Below are 15,517 nucleotides of genomic sequence, written 5' to 3'. Positions count from 1 at the left end.
AAACTGTTGATCATTCATTACTGTTTATCGGCACTGCTGACAGCGTATACATTCATGCCTTCCGGCACCTGATAACTGACATTTAAACCAGCTCCATCTTTCTTCCATTCAACTTTGACAATCCCATGAGGCGTCATAACCTCTCCTTTGGCCCATGTCAGGTATCCAGGAGTTGGAGCGATCATGACAGATTTGTAGCCTGGTTCTGCTGGATAAACGCCCAATGTCACACTCGGCAATTCATACAGCGCCAAGGACCCCCAAGCATGACATTCACTTCTCTCGCCGGCTTCTGCCTCAACGCAAGTCGTGGCATTATTCTTGATCATCCTGCGCCAAATATTCCAATAATCATCCGTCATCTCATAAAGCTCAGCTTTCTGCAAGGCGCGATAGAGATAAAAAGACATTGCCACCGAGCACTGCGCATAGTTTTCTTTATGCAGGATCGTCTCCAGCAGATTTGCTTTTGCCTGTTGATGGGAAAGGGTATCCGTCAATAACGCAAACACTTGCGTATGTTGGCTGTACGTTTCAATACTTGGACCATCCTGGATCATTCCGTTTGAACCGAGGCAGTATTTTCTGATAGCCCGTTTTACTGCTTCTGCTTTGTCTTCCATTTGGCTTGCCAATTGGCTGCGACCTAGATGTTCAGCTATCTGCGTCGCCGTCTGCAAGCCCATGATATAGAGCAAACTTTCCATCGTGATGGCACCCTGTAACGTTGCCGGAGGAACACCGCTTGTAGCATTCCACTCAGGCGTCCAATCAATAAATGACCAGTAGCGATCGATCCCGTTTATGCCCCCAAGCTTTCCTACATAGCCTTCAGGTCTCAAATTTCTCTCAAAGTAGTTCAATATGCCTTCAACCGTAGGCATATGATATTCCAGAAGTGCCACATCTTCAAAATACATCATATGGTCATGCAGCATCAAGATGTAGTAGATGGAAAATCCAGGTATGACATTCGGCCCATAACAGGGGTACGAACCATTCAAGGTGCCATCGTAACGATGAGAGCGCTTAAAATCGTCCATACATTTGCGTGCGAGCCGATCATCCGCAGAGACAGCATAGGTATACAGTATCTGTAGCCTGGAATCCATTGCGTACTGCAACTGCTCATAGAACGGACAATCCTCATACGTCTCATGCATGCAGCGCCTTAAGGTCCTTTCGCTTATCTCCCAAATTGCGCTCAAACTTTCATCTGAACTTTCGAAAGATGTGCTCACTTCCAAAGGATAGCCGGTTTCAACGTAATCAAAAGCTTCAAGGACAAGTTCCTCATCTTCTGTTTCAATTTCCAGCCCGATGAAGCGGAATGTCCGGAACCAAAACGGTGCATAGCATTCCGGGGCTTGTTCCGTACCGTAACCCGTTACTGTATATTCATCACTGAATCCTTCCAGGTGCCCTCCCAGATAGTCCTCCCGATCTTCCTTCAAAGGTATCTCCAGACCGTTGACGACTGTTTTTGCGTTTTGGACGTAAGCTTCCGATTGAAGAATATTGATCTTAGCGGAATGCCCGCCGGAAACCGCCAGTTGGAGGTAACCTGTCATTTCCTCACCGGCAGAGATTTCAATGATTTCCTTGCTGTTAGGCGGAATGACAATGCGCTCTCTTTTGCTGAGGAATTTCTCCCACGCTTCTTTCGGATGTTCCGACTGCCTCAGTGTCATGATTTTCTCGAAATTACGTTCCTTCCGGTACATAAACGGAATGGTGCGCGCATGCAAGTTCCCCGGACTGACCGCTCGGCTCATCTCGGATGGCTGATATGCCCTCGCCATTGGCCAATCGCGTGCGTCAAACCCGGCCTTCAGCCAGTCGGCATTTTCAGCATCGCCGCTCACTTTTTCATATATCTGCAGGGGCGCAAAAACCGCTGATTCCGAAATGATTTCAAAATTTGGATCAATGAGGCAGCGCCAGGTTTCGTCTGCCTGGATGCTCTGCACAAAACCTTCAGCGCTTGTCATTTCTCCCGAAACATAGAGCCCAGGCGTATCCGTGCGGAATATGCCATGATTCCCTTTTGAATGATTCAGCGGATACCGCAGCACTTTTACGGCGAAGACGTTTAATCCTTCCTTCAGGTGCTTTGTGATATCAATCGTATCGTAATACCAGATTTGTCGATCCCCTTTACTCGGACCCACCTCCACAAGCTTGTCATTTATATATAGTTTATACCGGGAATCAGCGGATATCCTCAATTCTCCCTCAATCGGAGCTGAAAGATGAATCTCTTTACGAAAATAGACTTGTTTAGGCGTTTCTCCATCTTCGAGTGTCCAATCTTTTATCCAAATCCACTCAGTTGTTCTGTCTCTATCCATTTGAACCCTCCTTATATTTGAATTGTAAGGGTTCCCAAAGAAATCAACCATTGCGCAATTACGCTAATAAAATTGACTTTTTCTAACGAATAATCCATAGTATAATGGAAAAGTGACTATTTTTATCAAAAAGGGCAACTATAGTTAACCAAATCGAATAATCAGTCGGGGAGCGAAAAAAATAAACTGCTCTTTTATGGAAGATAAAAACCGGAAGGAATGAGAACTATAATGGAGCTGGAGCAACTACTGCGGCAATTGCATGAGTATACAAAAGTCGAAGAATATTTGATGAACCATCGGGAAATCCGGTCAAACAAACAGCTGATTAAAGAATTTGTGGCCACGCTCAATGAAGAAGAGGCAAAAGAACAATTGGTCCCCATCCTTCCGCATATGGTTTCAGATACACTGAATCCTCCTGAAACATTTTCTGAAAGTTATTTCTTTAATGAAAATGACCCCTTGAAAGTCCGGATCACCCAGCATACGCGGTATTCAACTCCGGTCATGCACAAGCACGATTTTTACGAAATGTTCTATGTTTATGAAGGGGAGTTTGAACAATTCATTGATAACAAGACATTTGTGATGCGGACTGGTGACATCTGTCTCGTTCCGCCTGGCGTCTTTCACTCCTTGGATGTGAACAACTATAGCATTGTCCTGAATATTCTGATTCAAAAGGATAGTTTCCAAGAAATTTTCTTCAATAACCTAAGCGGTGACCATATTTTTTCAAACTTCCTGATCAGCGACGTCTATGCGAAAAAAATCGACAGCTTCATCATTTTCCCGACAAACGGGGACCTGAAAATCAAAAATATGATCTTGGATATGTTCTTGGAGACGATCAACAAACAAAAGTATTATGTGCAAGTCGTCCACTCCAACCTTGTGTTGCTGTTCAGCCATTTGCTCCGCCACTATGAAGACAGATCGATCATGCCGAAACCACAACGCAAACGGGACGTAATCGATTTTGAGATCATCACTTCCATCGAGAAAAACTATAAAGACATCACCTTGGAACAACTATCTGATTCCATTCACTATTCTACCCAGCACATTTCTCTGCGGATCAAACAACTAACCGGAGAGTCTTTCACCAAATTCTTGTTAAGAAAGAGGATGACGGTTGCGGCTGACTTGCTGAAGCACACTAACATGAAAATCCAGGATATCGGTCCTGATGTAGGCTATAAAAATCAGGAAAACTTCATCCGCTCCTTCAGAAAATTCTATCAGACGACACCGTCTCAATTCAGGAAAAACCACAGTAAATTTAAACTGTGACACGTCCTGGGGGTGCGCTGAGGAGACTGGGGTCGTTGGGGGGGGCTTGTCCGCCGGAACTGAGGAGCGATCTAAGCCTCGATCTCCGATGAGCCCCGCCTCGCCGTAGGTGGGCGGAATAATCTATCTCCATCTCCGGCGAGCCTCGCTTGGCCGGAGGTGGAGAGCCCTCTTGGCTGCGTGGGCGCGCAGGGCGCCCATATTACCGAACGACAAAAAAGCTCAGCGGGATATCGCGATCCCCGCTGAGCTTTTTCATGTTTGAACTTTAAGACAACTCTTCCCCGTTGGAAGCAATAACCTGCTTGTACCAGTCGAAAGAATCTTTTTTGCTTCTTTCCAGTGTTCCGTTGCCTTCGTTGTCGCGGTCGACATAGATGAAGCCGTAGCGTTTCTTCATTTCGCCTGTCGTGAACGATACGCAGTCGATGCAGCCCCATGGTGTGTAGCCCATCAGATCGACACCGTCCTCTTCGACAGCTTTTTTCATTTCTTGAATATGCGTCTTCAGGTAGTCGATGCGGTAAGGGTCGTGGCAGCTGCCGTCCTTTTCCTTGACGTCGATGGCGCCGAAGCCGTTTTCGACGATGAATAATGGTTTTTCATAGCGTTCGTAGAACAGATTCAATGTATAACGCAAGCCTTCCGGATCGATCGCCCAGCCCCAGTCGGACTCTTCGATGAACGGGTTCTTCACGGAATGTGCGCTGGAACCGTCCAGAGCTTTCGATACATCTTTATTTACGGTCGAATCGACGCAGTTACTCATGTAGTAAGAGAAGCCGATATAGTCAACAGTGCCCTCAGCCAAAGCTTTTTTATCCTCTTCGGTGATGTCCAGGTTGAAGCCTTTGCGTTCGAACATCTTCAAGGCGTAAGCCGGATAGTGGCCACGGCATTGGACATCGCCGAAGAACCAGCGATCGTGCATCATCTGGTTCGACAATACCATATCAGCAGGACGAGAAGAATACGGATAGATCGGCACCATCGCAATCATATTCCCGATCTGGAAATCCGGGTTGATCTCTTTGCCGATTTTTACAGCCAATGCGCTGGCAAGCAATTCATAGTGTCCGCATTGATACATCGCTTCTTCCGGATTTGGATAATCGCCGAAGTGCGCGCCGGAGTTGGTCCAGCCGAAGATGTCGTTTTTGTAGTTCATTTGGTTGTTGATTTCATTGAAAGTCATCCAATATTTCACTTTGTCCTTGTAGCGCTTGAAGCAGACTTCCGAAAATTTGACGAAGAAATCCACAGTCTTACGGTTCATGAAGCCACCGTATTCTTTGGCCAAGTGGTAAGGCATCTCGAAGTGTGAAAGCGTGATGACCGGTTCGATGCCGTATTTCAACAATTCATCGAAGACATCATCATAGAACTGCAGGCCTTCTTCATTCGGTTCGGCTTCATCGCCGTTGGGGAAAATGCGCGACCAAGCGATCGATGTGCGGAAGCATTTGAAGCCCATTTCCGCGAACAAGGCGATGTCCTCTTTGTAACGTCCGTAGAAGTCGATACCGACGTGGTTCGGGTAATAGTTGCCTTCGACCACACCGTCCGTGATGACGCGTGGAACGCCGTGCGCTCCGGCTGTCATGACATCCGCCACGCTCAAACCTTTGGAAGTGTTCAGAACCCCTCCTTCAAACTGATGGGCCGCCAATGCGCCGCCCCACAAAAAATCTTTATCCAATGCCATAATGATCTCTCCTCTTATTTATATTTGATTTTATAAAACAAGATAATTGAAGCCAGTACCAAGGTGATGCCGTTCGCTGAAATGACAGCATAATCCTGGATGTTCCATCCGTGGATCAACCACAAAAATACGCCGACCACAAACATGGCATACATACCCAACGAGATGCCGGAAGTATCCTTTGTTTTGATGATCTGCCACGCCTGCGGAACGAAGGACAAAGTTGTTAAAACAGCAGCGATGAACCCTATCATTATATTCTCCCCCTACCGATATGGATGCGCGACTCAAACGACAAGTGAGGCTGCTACATTCTTTTACAACTTGATTATAATGGATAGCGGAACAGAAACAATGTATTCCGGACACTCCGTAACAACGTTTACAAATTTCCCGTTTTTTTACTCGGGAATATCAAATAACATTCACAAATATGATAGGATAGTCTTGAGCTTCAGATGAAACACGAGCGGAGGTAGCAGATGCTTATCAGAGAACGGCTGGAGAATTTCGATTTTTCGAACAGCGAACAAAAGATAGTAGCCTATATATTGGAGAAAAAAGCGGCCATCCAAGAAATGACCACCAAAGAGATTGCAGAGGCGACGTACACCTCGCCTTCCACATTGGTGAGGATTGCCCATAAGATGAACTTCAGCGGCTGGAGCGATTTGAAAGAAGCCTTCTTGAAGGAAGAAGAATATTTGCAGAAGCACTTCAGTGAAATTAACGCGAACCTGCCTTTTCAACGTAATGATACCATCATGTCGATTGCAAGTAAAATTGCTGCCCTGGAAAAAGAATCCATCGACGACACCTTGTCGCTGATCACCCATGACGACCTGCAGAAGGCCATCCAGATCATCCGGAAGTCTTCCTACACCAGTCTTTTTGCAGTCAGCAACAACCTATTGATCACGCAGGAATTCCAACACAACATGTCGCGGATCAAAAAACGGGTGGACATTTGCTTGTTGCAGGGCGAAACGATCTTCAAGGCGCACCTGGCGGATCCTTCCTCTTGCGCAATCATCGTCTCCTATTCCGGAGAAACTGCGATATTGAACGAAACAATCCAATATTTGAAAGCGAACAATATCCCTGTCATCGCCATCACCAATATCGGGGACAATACGACCGCCCGGCTTGCGGATTGTGTGCTCAGAATCTGCACAAGGGAGAAACTCTATTCAAAAATCGCCACTTTCTCCACCGATAGCGCCATTGTCTACTTGCTGGATGTGCTCTATTCCTGCATCTTTGCGCTCGATTACGATGCCAACCTGCAGCTGCGGATCAGCACTTCCAAGATGATCGAAGCCGGCCGATCCTCAACGGTGGATATTATCAAGGAAGAGGAACAAGGCCCGGGATAACAAATTATAAAGCTGCCTTCTTTAAAAAAACAAAAATAAACAAGGTTTTCTTCATGCTTTTTTCACACCTGAGGCCTATTATAAAGACAAGCCAATTAAACAATCTTTTTACCTTTTTCTCTTCTTTACTCCTCCAATGTAAAGAGCAACCGCAAAAAGCCATCGCCCCCAACCAGGCGATGGCTTTTTTGTATGCTAGTCAGCCCAGTTTTTTCGTCATGATGAAATCAGTTTGTTCATCATCGCCCATAAAGAAAGAATGCGAACCGGTATGGACGAAGCCCATCTTTTCATAAAAAGCGATGGCATTCATATTATGTTCCCAGACGCCCAGCCAGATCAGCTTCTTGTCTTGGGCGCGGGCTAGTTCGATCGCTTTGTCAATCAGATATTTCCCGAGCCCTCTGCGCTTGAAATCAGGCCGGATGTAGATACGCTCCACTTCCAATGAATCAGTTCCCATATCTTCCGTCAGGGCCGCTGCGACATTGAACTTCATGTAGCCCGCAAGTTCCTCATCATCGTACAGAAAATAGAAAGTCGAACCCTCAGCGGAAAGCTCCTCCTTCAGCTTTTCCGGATCGTAGGCTTTGTCCAGGTATGCCTGCAGATCTTCCGGCGTGTTGTGGGCCGCGAAGGTGTCTGTGAACGTTTCGATGCCGATTACTTTAAGATCCGCCAAATCTTCACTGCCGCATTTTTTCAGTGTGATTGCCATATCGATAGTCTCCTTACCTTTGCTTCAGTAGTTTCGTTTGTTGCCTTTTTTCACGTATTCCCAGTCGCCTTCGACATTTTTGCGGACTCTTTGGAGCAGCCCGCTGAGAACCGCCGCTTCCTCTTCCGATAACCCCTGCAGCGCCACCCGTTCCGAGTGTTCATTTTCTCTGTGGATGTTTGGGAAGAGCTCGTTGCCTTTTTCCGTCGGGAAGATGTGTTTGATCTTTCTGTTTGCGGAGTCGGCTTTCTTTTCGATGAAGCCATTCGCCTCCAGTTTTTTGATGGCGCGCGAAGCCGTCGTGCGGTCTACCTTGATCATTTCCGCCAGCTTTTCCTGGATGATGCCCGGATTTTCGCAGATCCTGACGAGGTACAAGTACTGCCCCCTCGTCAGGTCGTATTCCTTGAACTCGATGTTCGCAATCGAATCCAATGCCCTTGCGACCATGCCTATTTCGCGGAGAATTTCCGCCATACAACTCACCTGCCTTTTCTGGAAATTTAAATAAAGCATAACGGATTTTTATTGCATTTGCAACAAAAAACCATACACTCCAACCTATGAAGGATGGTGCGTATGGTCCAAAACTTGATGCGATGTTTGTGTTAATCCAATTCCATCGGTTTGATCTTGCGAACGACATCCAGGATGGTGCCGTCACGGGCTTCCACGATGGCAACGACGTCCTCTTCCCAATCGAGGTCATCTGGTGTGCCAATCATGCTGTAGGCTTTTTCCTGTAGGGATTCGACTGTGACATGCTCTATGCCGGCTTCGTCCAGATAGCCGATGATGTCTTGGCGCAGCGGGTTTACGGCGATGCCGTAGTCCGTGACCAGAACGTCCACGCAGTCGCCCGGTGTCGTTACCGTAACGACCTCTTTGCAGACAGTCGCCATGCGCCCGCGCGTCAAAGGCGTTACGATGATGCAGCACTTGCTTCCTGCAGCCGTATCAGGGTGTCCGCCCGGAGCGCCGCGCAGAACGCCGTCAGAACCTGTGATGACGTTGACGTTGAAGTTCGTGTCGATTTCCAGCGCGGAAAGGACCACGAAGTCAAGTTTGTTGACGTATGCTCCTTTGTTCGCAGGGTTTGCGTATTCGCTCAGATCGATTTCGACGTGATTCGGGTTTTTGAAGATGTGATCGATGGCGCCTTGATCAAAGTCCTGCGTATCCAGGATGCGTCCGACCAGACCTTTATCCATAAGATCGCAGATTGCTTTGCTGGTGCCGCCTAAAGCGAAACTCATCTTGATGCCTTTTTCGACCATGTGCGTTTCCAGGAAACGGTTGACGGCCAAGGAAGGTCCGCCTACCCCTGTCTGGAAAGAGAAGCCATCCTTGAAGTAAGGGTTGGCCGCAATAACGTTTGCGACATTTTCCGCCATCATCAATTCGCGTGGATTGTCGGTCATGCGCGCTTCTTTTGTGGAGATTTTTGTCGCATCGCCGACTTCATCGACAACGCAGACACAGTCAACGTCGATGGATGAAATGGAGGACGGCAAGTTAGGGTATTCAACGATTGTGTCCGTCACAATGACAACGTGATCGGCAAAATGCGTATCGTGGATCGCGAATCCGAGCGAACCGCAGTTGTTCTTGCCCCCGATGCCGCTTGAATTGCCGCAGTTATCCGAAGATGCAACTGCCAAGAAGGCGATATCGATGTGTACGTCACCCGTTTCAATGGCGCGCGGACGGCCACCGTGGCTGCGGATTATGGCTGGCGTTTTCAGCTTGCCTGCCGAGATGACTTCACCGATGCGGCCGCGCACACCTGACGTTTGCACGCCGATGATTTTGCCTTGTTCGATATAATCGGCGAAGGTGTCTTGAGCGTTCCCCAAAGAGGTAGCTGCCACCGTGATGTCCTTCAATCCCATGTCTTCGATCAATACTTTCGCAACCATGCTCGCTACATAATCCCCTTCACGGAATTCCGTATGGAACGAGAAAGTCATGCCGTCATGCGCGCCGCACTTTTCGCAGGCTTCGCGGATGCTTTGGACAATCTTGCTCTCTTGTGGTGTTTCATAACGACGTGTTTTTGGTGTAGCTTTTTGGAAATATTTGCCGTCCATATAGCCTTTGCCTTGATATCCTTCTTTTCCTTCACTCAACAGATGTTCCGGAATTTCTCTTCCTACTACATTAATCATGAATGAATCCACTTCCTTTCCTGTCTATTATAATTCGCCTTTGTAAACGCCGCAGGCTTTCGCCAAAGCGATAATTCTTCTTGCATCCTCGAAGAACGGAATGTCGACCATTTTGCCGTCGACCGTATAAACGCCGACCCCGGAATCAGCCTGCTCATCGAAAGAACGCACCAATTTCTCGGCGTAAGCAATCTCTTTTGGTGTCGGAGCAAATGTATCATGCACAAACCGGATCTGCTTTGGACTGACTACGGATTTGCCATCGAAGCCCATCTTGTGGTTTTGGATAACTTCTGCTTTGAACGTTTCCATGTCATCGATATTAGGGAACATCGTATCGAAGCACATCACGCCTGCCGCACGCGCAGCCAACAGCATTTGCCCTCTGGCTGTCAGCATTTCGATACCGCCTTCTTCGATTTGGACGTGCATGCTCTTGCGGAAATCCCCGCCAGAGATGGCACACCCGAACATACGCGGAGAAGCGTTCACGATTTCCTGAGCATTCATGATGCCTTTCGGGCTTTCAAGTGCAGCCATCAGGATGGTTCTGCCTTCTTCGGCTCCGAATTCGCGTTCAGCCGCCAACACATGCTCTTCGACGGTCAATACATCTTGCGCGCTTTCGCATTTTGCGATGCGGATACCGTCAGCGCCAGCCGCAACAACGCAACGGATATCTTCTTGCCAATGCGGCGTGTCCAAACCGTTGATGCGGACGATGACTTCCGTATCGCCATAATCTACTGATTTTAAAGCATTGTACAACGAAAATCTGGCTGAATCCTTTTGATTTTCCGCTACGGCATCCTCAAGATCCAGGATGATGCTATCGCTTCCATAAATATAGGCATCCTTGATAAGCCCCGGTTTTTGAGCATTCATGAACATCATGGTACGGCGCAAGCGCACTTTTTGTGGTGTTGGACGTTTAATCATTTCACTGCCCCTCCCCAAGGAATATTGTTTTCTGATGCATCGCTACTGCGGAAAACTGCGCATTCCACCCGGGCCTTGATGGTGCAATCCAATGCCCCTTTGTCGATTACGATGATTTTTGCATTTTGAACCCCTAAGTTTTCTAAGGTATGAAGAACGATTGCCTTGATTTGTTTGCCGTACTGGTTCATGACGCTGCTCTGAACCGTCAGTTGGATCCCTGCGTTTGATGGCTCGATGATTACTTGTGCATCGCTGGATTCAAGCGTTCCAGCTAATCCTGCTTTTTTGATTTCCATTGCTGTGCTCCTTTTCCCTTTTATGTCCCAACAATCAATCTACTTCCTGCCCCTATTACACAACTTTTTTGGCGGGATGTAAAAGTTTGATTTTTCATGTAATCCCATTCCGATATGGAATGATTGTGGATATGGGCATTTGCTCGTTTTGATGTATAATGTTTATCGATAGAACGGTTACAAATAGAAACATAACACTACCCCATCCATTCCAAAGTAGATTTTTTTTTTATTTTCAATTCTTATAAGGAATCATAAAGCGAATATTTAAAAAGGAGTTGCATCCATGGATGAAAGAGATTTTGAACTGTTGATTACCTTGAACGACACCAAAAACATTACGCACGCCGCTGATAGGCTGTTCATTTCCCAGTCGTCCCTTTCGAAACGCATCCGCGCCATCGAAGATGAGCTCGGCATCTGCCTGATGCTGCGTTCGAGACAAGGCATCCATTTCACTCCTGAAGGGGAAGAGGTGCTACGCCGCAGCAAAGAGGCCTCCGATCAGCTGAAGATGATGCGCGATAACCTGGATTCACAAAAAGACTATGTGTGCGGCACACTCCGTGCCGGCGTTTCGATCAATTATGCCCTCTATGCGCTGCCGGATGTCTTGGCTGACTATTGCCACCGCTACCCCCACGTGAACACGCACGTCACGACGGACCAAAGCCGAAAACTGTATGTCCAGATGATCAACGGTACGATCGATGTTGCCATCCTGCGCGGTGAGTATGAATGGAAAAGCAACAAGCTGCTGCTCTCCCGGGAGAACATGTGCGTCATCCGTTCCTTGCAGGATAAGGAGCGCACACTTCAGGAGTTGCCCTACATCGGCCGGAATTCCGATGTGGAGTCGGAAAGGGAAATGGGACAATGGATGCACGAAAACGGATTGCACCCGAAAAACTATAGCATCCACGTCGACAATATTTCCACTTGCGTCGAGATGGTCAAGCACGGACTGGGCTGGGCGATCGTTCCCGAAATCTGTCTGAAGGACTTTGACGGCCATATCGAACCGATTGTCTTCGCCAACGGAGAGCCTTTTGTGCGCTCAACCTACATCCTTTACTCAGAACAGGCCCTGATGCTGCCTCAAGTCAAAGCATTCGTAGACATAATCAGAAAAACATAACTAATAGGAGGAAATCGCATGTCAGATTACAACATTTCCCGCATTTTCCCAAAAGATTCATTCGGCAACAAAAAAGTCGATCTGCTGTTGGAAGATGAAGGCATCGCCCGCGACAAGAACCTGGATTACACCTGCGGCATGTACGATGATGACATGAACATCATCGCCACCGGCAGTTGCTTCGGCAACACACTCCGCTGCCTGGCCGTCAGCAAAGATCATCAAGGCGAAGGCTTGTTGAACGAAATCATCTCCCATCTCATCACTGTTCAGTTTGATCGCGGCAACCTGCATCTGTTCCTTTATACAAAATGCGACACCGCGAAATTCTTCGGTGACCTTGGTTTCTACGAAATTGCCCATGTGGCGGATCAGGTCGTCTTCATGGAGAACCGCCGGACCGGTTTTTCCGATTACCTGGACAATCTTGCCGTCGATAAGATCGATGCGCTGAAGACAGCCGCAATCGTCGTGAACGCGAACCCATTCACTTTAGGCCATCAATATCTGATCGAGAAAGCCGCCGCCGAAAACGATGCGCTGCATGTATTCATTGTCAGCGAAGATGCCAGCCTTGTGCCTTTCGCTGTGCGCAAAAAATTGGTCATGGCGGGGACTGCCCATCTTAAGAATGTCCGCTACCACGACAGCGGCCCGTACATCATCAGCACGTCGACATTCCCGAGCTATTTCCTGAAGGACGACGTTTCTGTCATCCAAGGGCATGCGCGCATCGATCTGGCAATCTTCAAAAAGATTGCCGATAAGTTGGGGATCAACATCCGGTATGTGGGCGAGGAACCCACCAGCCAGGTCACGAATATCTATAACGAAATCATGCAGAAGGAACTACCGAAAGCGGGCATCGCTTGCATCATAGTGCCCCGCAAGGAATCCGGCGGCCGTGCCATCAGCGCTTCGACCGTGCGCAAAGCCATCCATGACGCTGATTTCGAAAAGTTCAAGAGCCTGGTTCCGCAGACGACTTACGATTTTTTCATGAGCGAGGAGGCTGCGCCGGTGATCGAACGGATCAAGAATGCGGATAATGTCATTCATTATTGAAAAAACTATGGAATGTGCTATCCCCACATTCCATAGTTTTTTTTGCTTTCCTAAAATACAAAAAAGAGCTGGAACAAATGTCCCAACCCTAGCCTTTCAGCATCCCGTCATAATGGGCAACTTTGCCCTTCATTTGCGCCAAGGTCTCCTGGAGTCCGCGGATCCTCTTTTCAAGCAGGTCGCACTCGTCGTCCCACAGATCCCGCCGGGCCGGAACGGTGTGGAGGCCTTCTCCGCACAGGTGCACATAATCGATCAACGGTTCGATCGACACCCCCGCCGCTCGCACCTCCATCACGAAATCCAGCCACTGCAGATCCTCATCCGAATACTCCCGGATTCCGCCTGCAACCCGTTTTACCGGCGGAATCAGCTCGATCCGTTCATAATAACGCAAACTATCGATTGACACATTTTTCTCTTTGCTGACTTGAGCGATTTTCATCTTTATCCCCTACGCTTTCAGCTTTCTTCCGGAGCGACTTCATTCAGGCAATTCAGCGCCGTCAATGTCCGCGGATACCCGATGAACGGCAACAGGACCGTGAGCGTATCCAACAGCTTTTTCTTGTCATTGTCGACGCGAAGGTTGTTGCGGATATGCCCCTTCAGTTGCTGCTCCGCTCCGCCCATCGAAGCCAGCATGGTAAAATTCAGCAGTTCCCGTTCCTGGATCGATAAGCCGCTGCGGGTAAAGAAATCACCGAAACAGTTATCCGCCAGGAAAGTGGCGAAATGCTTCTGGTTCTGCGGCATTGTGTCCAGCATGTTGTCCACTGCGTCCCCGGCAGCTTCACGGACGATTTCCAAGCCCTTCTCAAAACGGTTTTCGATTGTCGTAGTGGATTGCCCCTCCAACGGCAGCGTGATCCCTCTTTCCTCCAACACTTCATTGGCCGCATGCAGGAAATCGAACACTTTCCCCAAGCCGGCATAAGGGACAGCCTGATAGACGATCTCTTTGATTTCAACCGGCGTGACGCCTACGTTCAAAGCACCCTTCGCCATCGCCTTGAACTCGTTCACGCACTGCATGGCAATCAAAGCAGCCAACAGCACTTTTTGCCGTTCCTTCACATCCAAACTGGCGTATTGCAGCACCTCATCAAACGCAAAATTATCGAATACCTCAATTAGTTCCGGATCCTTCTCAGCCAGTATCGACACATGCCCGGGAAACAATTCATCATGGTTCTTTTTTGCAGTTCCGCTCATTTCCATCATATATTCCTCCTTCTTCATCTTTTGTTGCTTCCAGTGTAATCCCTGAAGTGGACTCCAAGTCAACCATAACAGAAGCTATTCAAAAACATTTTTTTATTCGTCAGAAAACACTTGTCTTGGAGTTAACTCCAACAGTTACAATAGGTTTATAATAAAAATAAAAAAATGGAGGCGCCGTCATGGAATATGTAAAATTAGGGAATACCGGTCTGGAAGTCTCAAGACTTTGTTTGGGTTGTATGGGATTCGGGGATCCGGAACGCGGTCGGGAAAAATGGTCGATCGGCGAAACGGAAAGCCGCGAAATCATCAAAAAAGCCTTGGACTCCGGGATCAATTTTTTCGATACTGCGAATCTGTATTCAGCTGGATCCAGTGAAGAGATCGTCGGGAAGGCTTTGAAGGATTTCGCCAACCGCGATGAAATCGTCCTGGCATCCAAATTGTATTTCCCGATGTTCGACGGACCGAACGCGAAAGGCTTGTCCCGCAAAAGCATCTTCGCCGAAATCGATCACTCTTTGAAAAGATTGCAGACGGATTATCTGGATCTGTACATCATCCACCGCTGGGATTACGGCACGCCTATCGAAGAAACGATGGAAGCACTGCATGACTTGGTGAAGATGGGGAAAGTGCGTTACATCGGAGCTTCCTCCATGCATGCTTGGCAATTTGCGAAGGCCCAATTCATCGCCGAGAAAAACGGTTGGACGAAATTTGTTTCCATGCAGAACCTGTACAATCTTCTTTACCGGGAAGAAGAACGCGAAATGATCCCTTTGCTGCAGGACCAAAAAATCGCGATAACGCCTTGGAGTCCATTGGCAGGCGGAAGATTGACGAGGGATATCGGCGCCGTCACAGCCCGCACCAGTCAAGCCGTGGAGGCAAATCTGCCTGCATACATTGTGGCTTCCGACAACGAAGTCATTTCCAGGGTTCATAAATTGGCGGACGAGCGCGGCATCCCCCGCGGACAAATCGCGACTGCCTGGATGCTGAGCAAAGACTTCGTCACCTCCCCACTGATTGGGGCAACAAAAGTGAAATATCTGGATGATGCCCTTGGCGCATTCGAAGTCGCATTGAGCGCCGAAGAAATCAAATACTTGGAAGAAGCATACGTTCCAAGGAATATTACGGGATACAGATAGAAACGATGAGGATCTGCGGAGGGATGAATCGAGATAGTTTAGGCTGGGGGCCCTCACCTCCGATGAGGACAGATTCGCCGG

15 protein-coding genes are annotated in these 15,517 nt (G+C 48.1%); 5 read left to right on the top strand and 10 right to left on the bottom strand.

What is annotated here, in order from left to right; translation table 11 throughout:
* Positions 1–17: 17 nt before the first annotated feature.
* Entirely contained in the window at positions 18–2,351 is a 2,334-nt protein-coding gene (locus AC0J5I_RS06055; RefSeq protein ID WP_475304590.1) for an alpha-L-rhamnosidase-related protein, read from the bottom strand.
* Between the two features lie 231 nt (positions 2,352–2,582).
* Between AC0J5I_RS06055 and AC0J5I_RS06050 the strand changes: the two genes are divergently transcribed.
* Positions 2,583–3,647 (top strand): helix-turn-helix transcriptional regulator, encoded by a 1,065-nt coding sequence (locus tag AC0J5I_RS06050; protein WP_475304586.1) that lies wholly within the window; start codon positions 2,583–2,585, stop codon positions 3,645–3,647.
* A 268-nt stretch (positions 3,648–3,915) separates the two neighbouring features.
* Here the strand turns inward: AC0J5I_RS06050 and AC0J5I_RS06045 are convergent, their stop codons facing one another.
* Positions 3,916–5,352 (bottom strand): 6-phospho-beta-glucosidase, encoded by a 1,437-nt coding sequence (locus tag AC0J5I_RS06045; protein WP_475304581.1) that lies wholly within the window; start codon positions 5,350–5,352, stop codon positions 3,916–3,918.
* 14 nt (positions 5,353–5,366) lie between these two features.
* On the bottom strand, positions 5,367–5,606 hold the full coding sequence (locus AC0J5I_RS06040) for a SemiSWEET transporter (protein ID WP_288925013.1): 240 nt from the start codon (positions 5,604–5,606) through the stop codon (positions 5,367–5,369).
* Between the two features lie 228 nt (positions 5,607–5,834).
* Between AC0J5I_RS06040 and AC0J5I_RS06035 the strand changes: the two genes are divergently transcribed.
* The gene (locus tag AC0J5I_RS06035) at positions 5,835–6,728 is read left to right on the top strand and encodes a MurR/RpiR family transcriptional regulator (RefSeq protein ID WP_475304574.1); all 894 of its coding nucleotides are present in this window, start codon (positions 5,835–5,837) and stop codon (positions 6,726–6,728) included.
* Between the two features lie 199 nt (positions 6,729–6,927).
* Here AC0J5I_RS06035 and paiA read toward each other — a convergent pair whose 3' ends face one another.
* From paiA to citD, 5 genes are all read right to left on the bottom strand, one after another.
* Entirely contained in the window at positions 6,928–7,446 is a 519-nt protein-coding gene (gene paiA / locus AC0J5I_RS06030) for a spermidine/spermine N(1)-acetyltransferase (protein WP_475304571.1), read from the bottom strand.
* A gap of 24 nt (positions 7,447–7,470) precedes the next feature.
* Positions 7,471–7,923, bottom strand: a complete 453-nt coding sequence (locus tag AC0J5I_RS06025; RefSeq protein WP_475304567.1) for a MarR family winged helix-turn-helix transcriptional regulator — start codon at positions 7,921–7,923, stop codon at positions 7,471–7,473.
* Positions 7,924–8,054: 131 nt separating this feature from the next.
* Positions 8,055–9,614: a citrate lyase subunit alpha gene (citF, locus tag AC0J5I_RS06020; RefSeq protein ID WP_475304565.1), complete on the bottom strand. Its 1,560-nt coding sequence runs from the start codon at positions 9,612–9,614 to the stop codon at positions 8,055–8,057.
* Between the two features lie 27 nt (positions 9,615–9,641).
* Positions 9,642–10,553: an aldolase/citrate lyase family protein gene (locus AC0J5I_RS06015; RefSeq protein WP_475304563.1), complete on the bottom strand. Its 912-nt coding sequence runs from the start codon at positions 10,551–10,553 to the stop codon at positions 9,642–9,644.
* Complete coding sequence (gene citD, locus AC0J5I_RS06010; RefSeq protein ID WP_475304560.1) at positions 10,550–10,852, bottom strand: citrate lyase acyl carrier protein; 303 nt, start codon at positions 10,850–10,852, stop codon at positions 10,550–10,552. The genes AC0J5I_RS06015 and citD overlap by 4 nt, the downstream gene beginning before the upstream one ends.
* Before the next feature lie 286 nt (positions 10,853–11,138).
* Here citD and AC0J5I_RS06005 point away from each other — a divergent pair, with 286 nt between their 5' ends.
* A complete protein-coding gene (locus tag AC0J5I_RS06005) occupies positions 11,139–11,990 on the top strand; it encodes a LysR family transcriptional regulator (RefSeq protein WP_475304557.1) in 852 nt (283 codons plus the stop codon).
* Between the two features lie 18 nt (positions 11,991–12,008).
* Positions 12,009–13,055, top strand: coding sequence for a [citrate (pro-3S)-lyase] ligase (citC, locus tag AC0J5I_RS06000; protein WP_475304554.1), 1,047 nt, complete (start codon positions 12,009–12,011; stop codon positions 13,053–13,055).
* An 88-nt stretch (positions 13,056–13,143) separates the two neighbouring features.
* On the opposite strand, the gene AC0J5I_RS05995 is transcribed toward citC, so the two are convergent.
* A complete protein-coding gene (locus tag AC0J5I_RS05995) occupies positions 13,144–13,500 on the bottom strand; it encodes a MerR family transcriptional regulator (RefSeq protein WP_475304549.1) in 357 nt (118 codons plus the stop codon).
* Between the two features lie 17 nt (positions 13,501–13,517).
* Entirely contained in the window at positions 13,518–14,279 is a 762-nt protein-coding gene (locus AC0J5I_RS05990; RefSeq protein WP_475304545.1) for a carboxymuconolactone decarboxylase family protein, read from the bottom strand.
* A 179-nt stretch (positions 14,280–14,458) separates the two neighbouring features.
* Between AC0J5I_RS05990 and AC0J5I_RS05985 the strand changes: the two genes are divergently transcribed.
* The gene (locus AC0J5I_RS05985) at positions 14,459–15,436 is read left to right on the top strand and encodes an aldo/keto reductase (RefSeq protein ID WP_475304541.1); all 978 of its coding nucleotides are present in this window, start codon (positions 14,459–14,461) and stop codon (positions 15,434–15,436) included.
* Positions 15,437–15,517 lie beyond the last annotated feature (81 nt).

This window comes from Trichococcus sp. TS_SC_9, assembly GCF_056156325.1.
This window is presented reverse-complemented; position numbering and strand designations above follow the sequence as displayed.

Excerpts from the sequence above, each read along its gene's own strand:
- AC0J5I_RS06055 (WP_475304590.1), bottom strand. The coding sequence starts at position 2,351 with ATGGATAGAGACAGAACAACTGAGTGGATTTGGATAAAAGATTGGACA.
- AC0J5I_RS06050 (WP_475304586.1), top strand. The coding sequence starts at position 2,583 with ATGGAGCTGGAGCAACTACTGCGGCAATTGCATGAGTATACAAAAGTC.
- AC0J5I_RS06045 (WP_475304581.1), bottom strand. The coding sequence starts at position 5,352 with ATGGCATTGGATAAAGATTTTTTGTGGGGCGGCGCATTGGCGGCCCAT.
- AC0J5I_RS06040 (WP_288925013.1), bottom strand. The coding sequence starts at position 5,606 with ATGATAGGGTTCATCGCTGCTGTTTTAACAACTTTGTCCTTCGTTCCG.
- AC0J5I_RS06035 (WP_475304574.1), top strand. The coding sequence starts at position 5,835 with ATGCTTATCAGAGAACGGCTGGAGAATTTCGATTTTTCGAACAGCGAA.
- paiA (WP_475304571.1), bottom strand. The coding sequence starts at position 7,446 with ATGGCAATCACACTGAAAAAATGCGGCAGTGAAGATTTGGCGGATCTT.
- AC0J5I_RS06025 (WP_475304567.1), bottom strand. The coding sequence starts at position 7,923 with ATGGCGGAAATTCTCCGCGAAATAGGCATGGTCGCAAGGGCATTGGAT.
- citF (WP_475304565.1), bottom strand. The coding sequence starts at position 9,614 with ATGATTAATGTAGTAGGAAGAGAAATTCCGGAACATCTGTTGAGTGAA.
- AC0J5I_RS06015 (WP_475304563.1), bottom strand. The coding sequence starts at position 10,553 with ATGATTAAACGTCCAACACCACAAAAAGTGCGCTTGCGCCGTACCATG.
- citD (WP_475304560.1), bottom strand. The coding sequence starts at position 10,852 with ATGGAAATCAAAAAAGCAGGATTAGCTGGAACGCTTGAATCCAGCGAT.
- AC0J5I_RS06005 (WP_475304557.1), top strand. The coding sequence starts at position 11,139 with ATGGATGAAAGAGATTTTGAACTGTTGATTACCTTGAACGACACCAAA.
- citC (WP_475304554.1), top strand. The coding sequence starts at position 12,009 with ATGTCAGATTACAACATTTCCCGCATTTTCCCAAAAGATTCATTCGGC.
- AC0J5I_RS05995 (WP_475304549.1), bottom strand. The coding sequence starts at position 13,500 with ATGAAAATCGCTCAAGTCAGCAAAGAGAAAAATGTGTCAATCGATAGT.
- AC0J5I_RS05990 (WP_475304545.1), bottom strand. The coding sequence starts at position 14,279 with ATGATGGAAATGAGCGGAACTGCAAAAAAGAACCATGATGAATTGTTT.
- AC0J5I_RS05985 (WP_475304541.1), top strand. The coding sequence starts at position 14,459 with ATGGAATATGTAAAATTAGGGAATACCGGTCTGGAAGTCTCAAGACTT.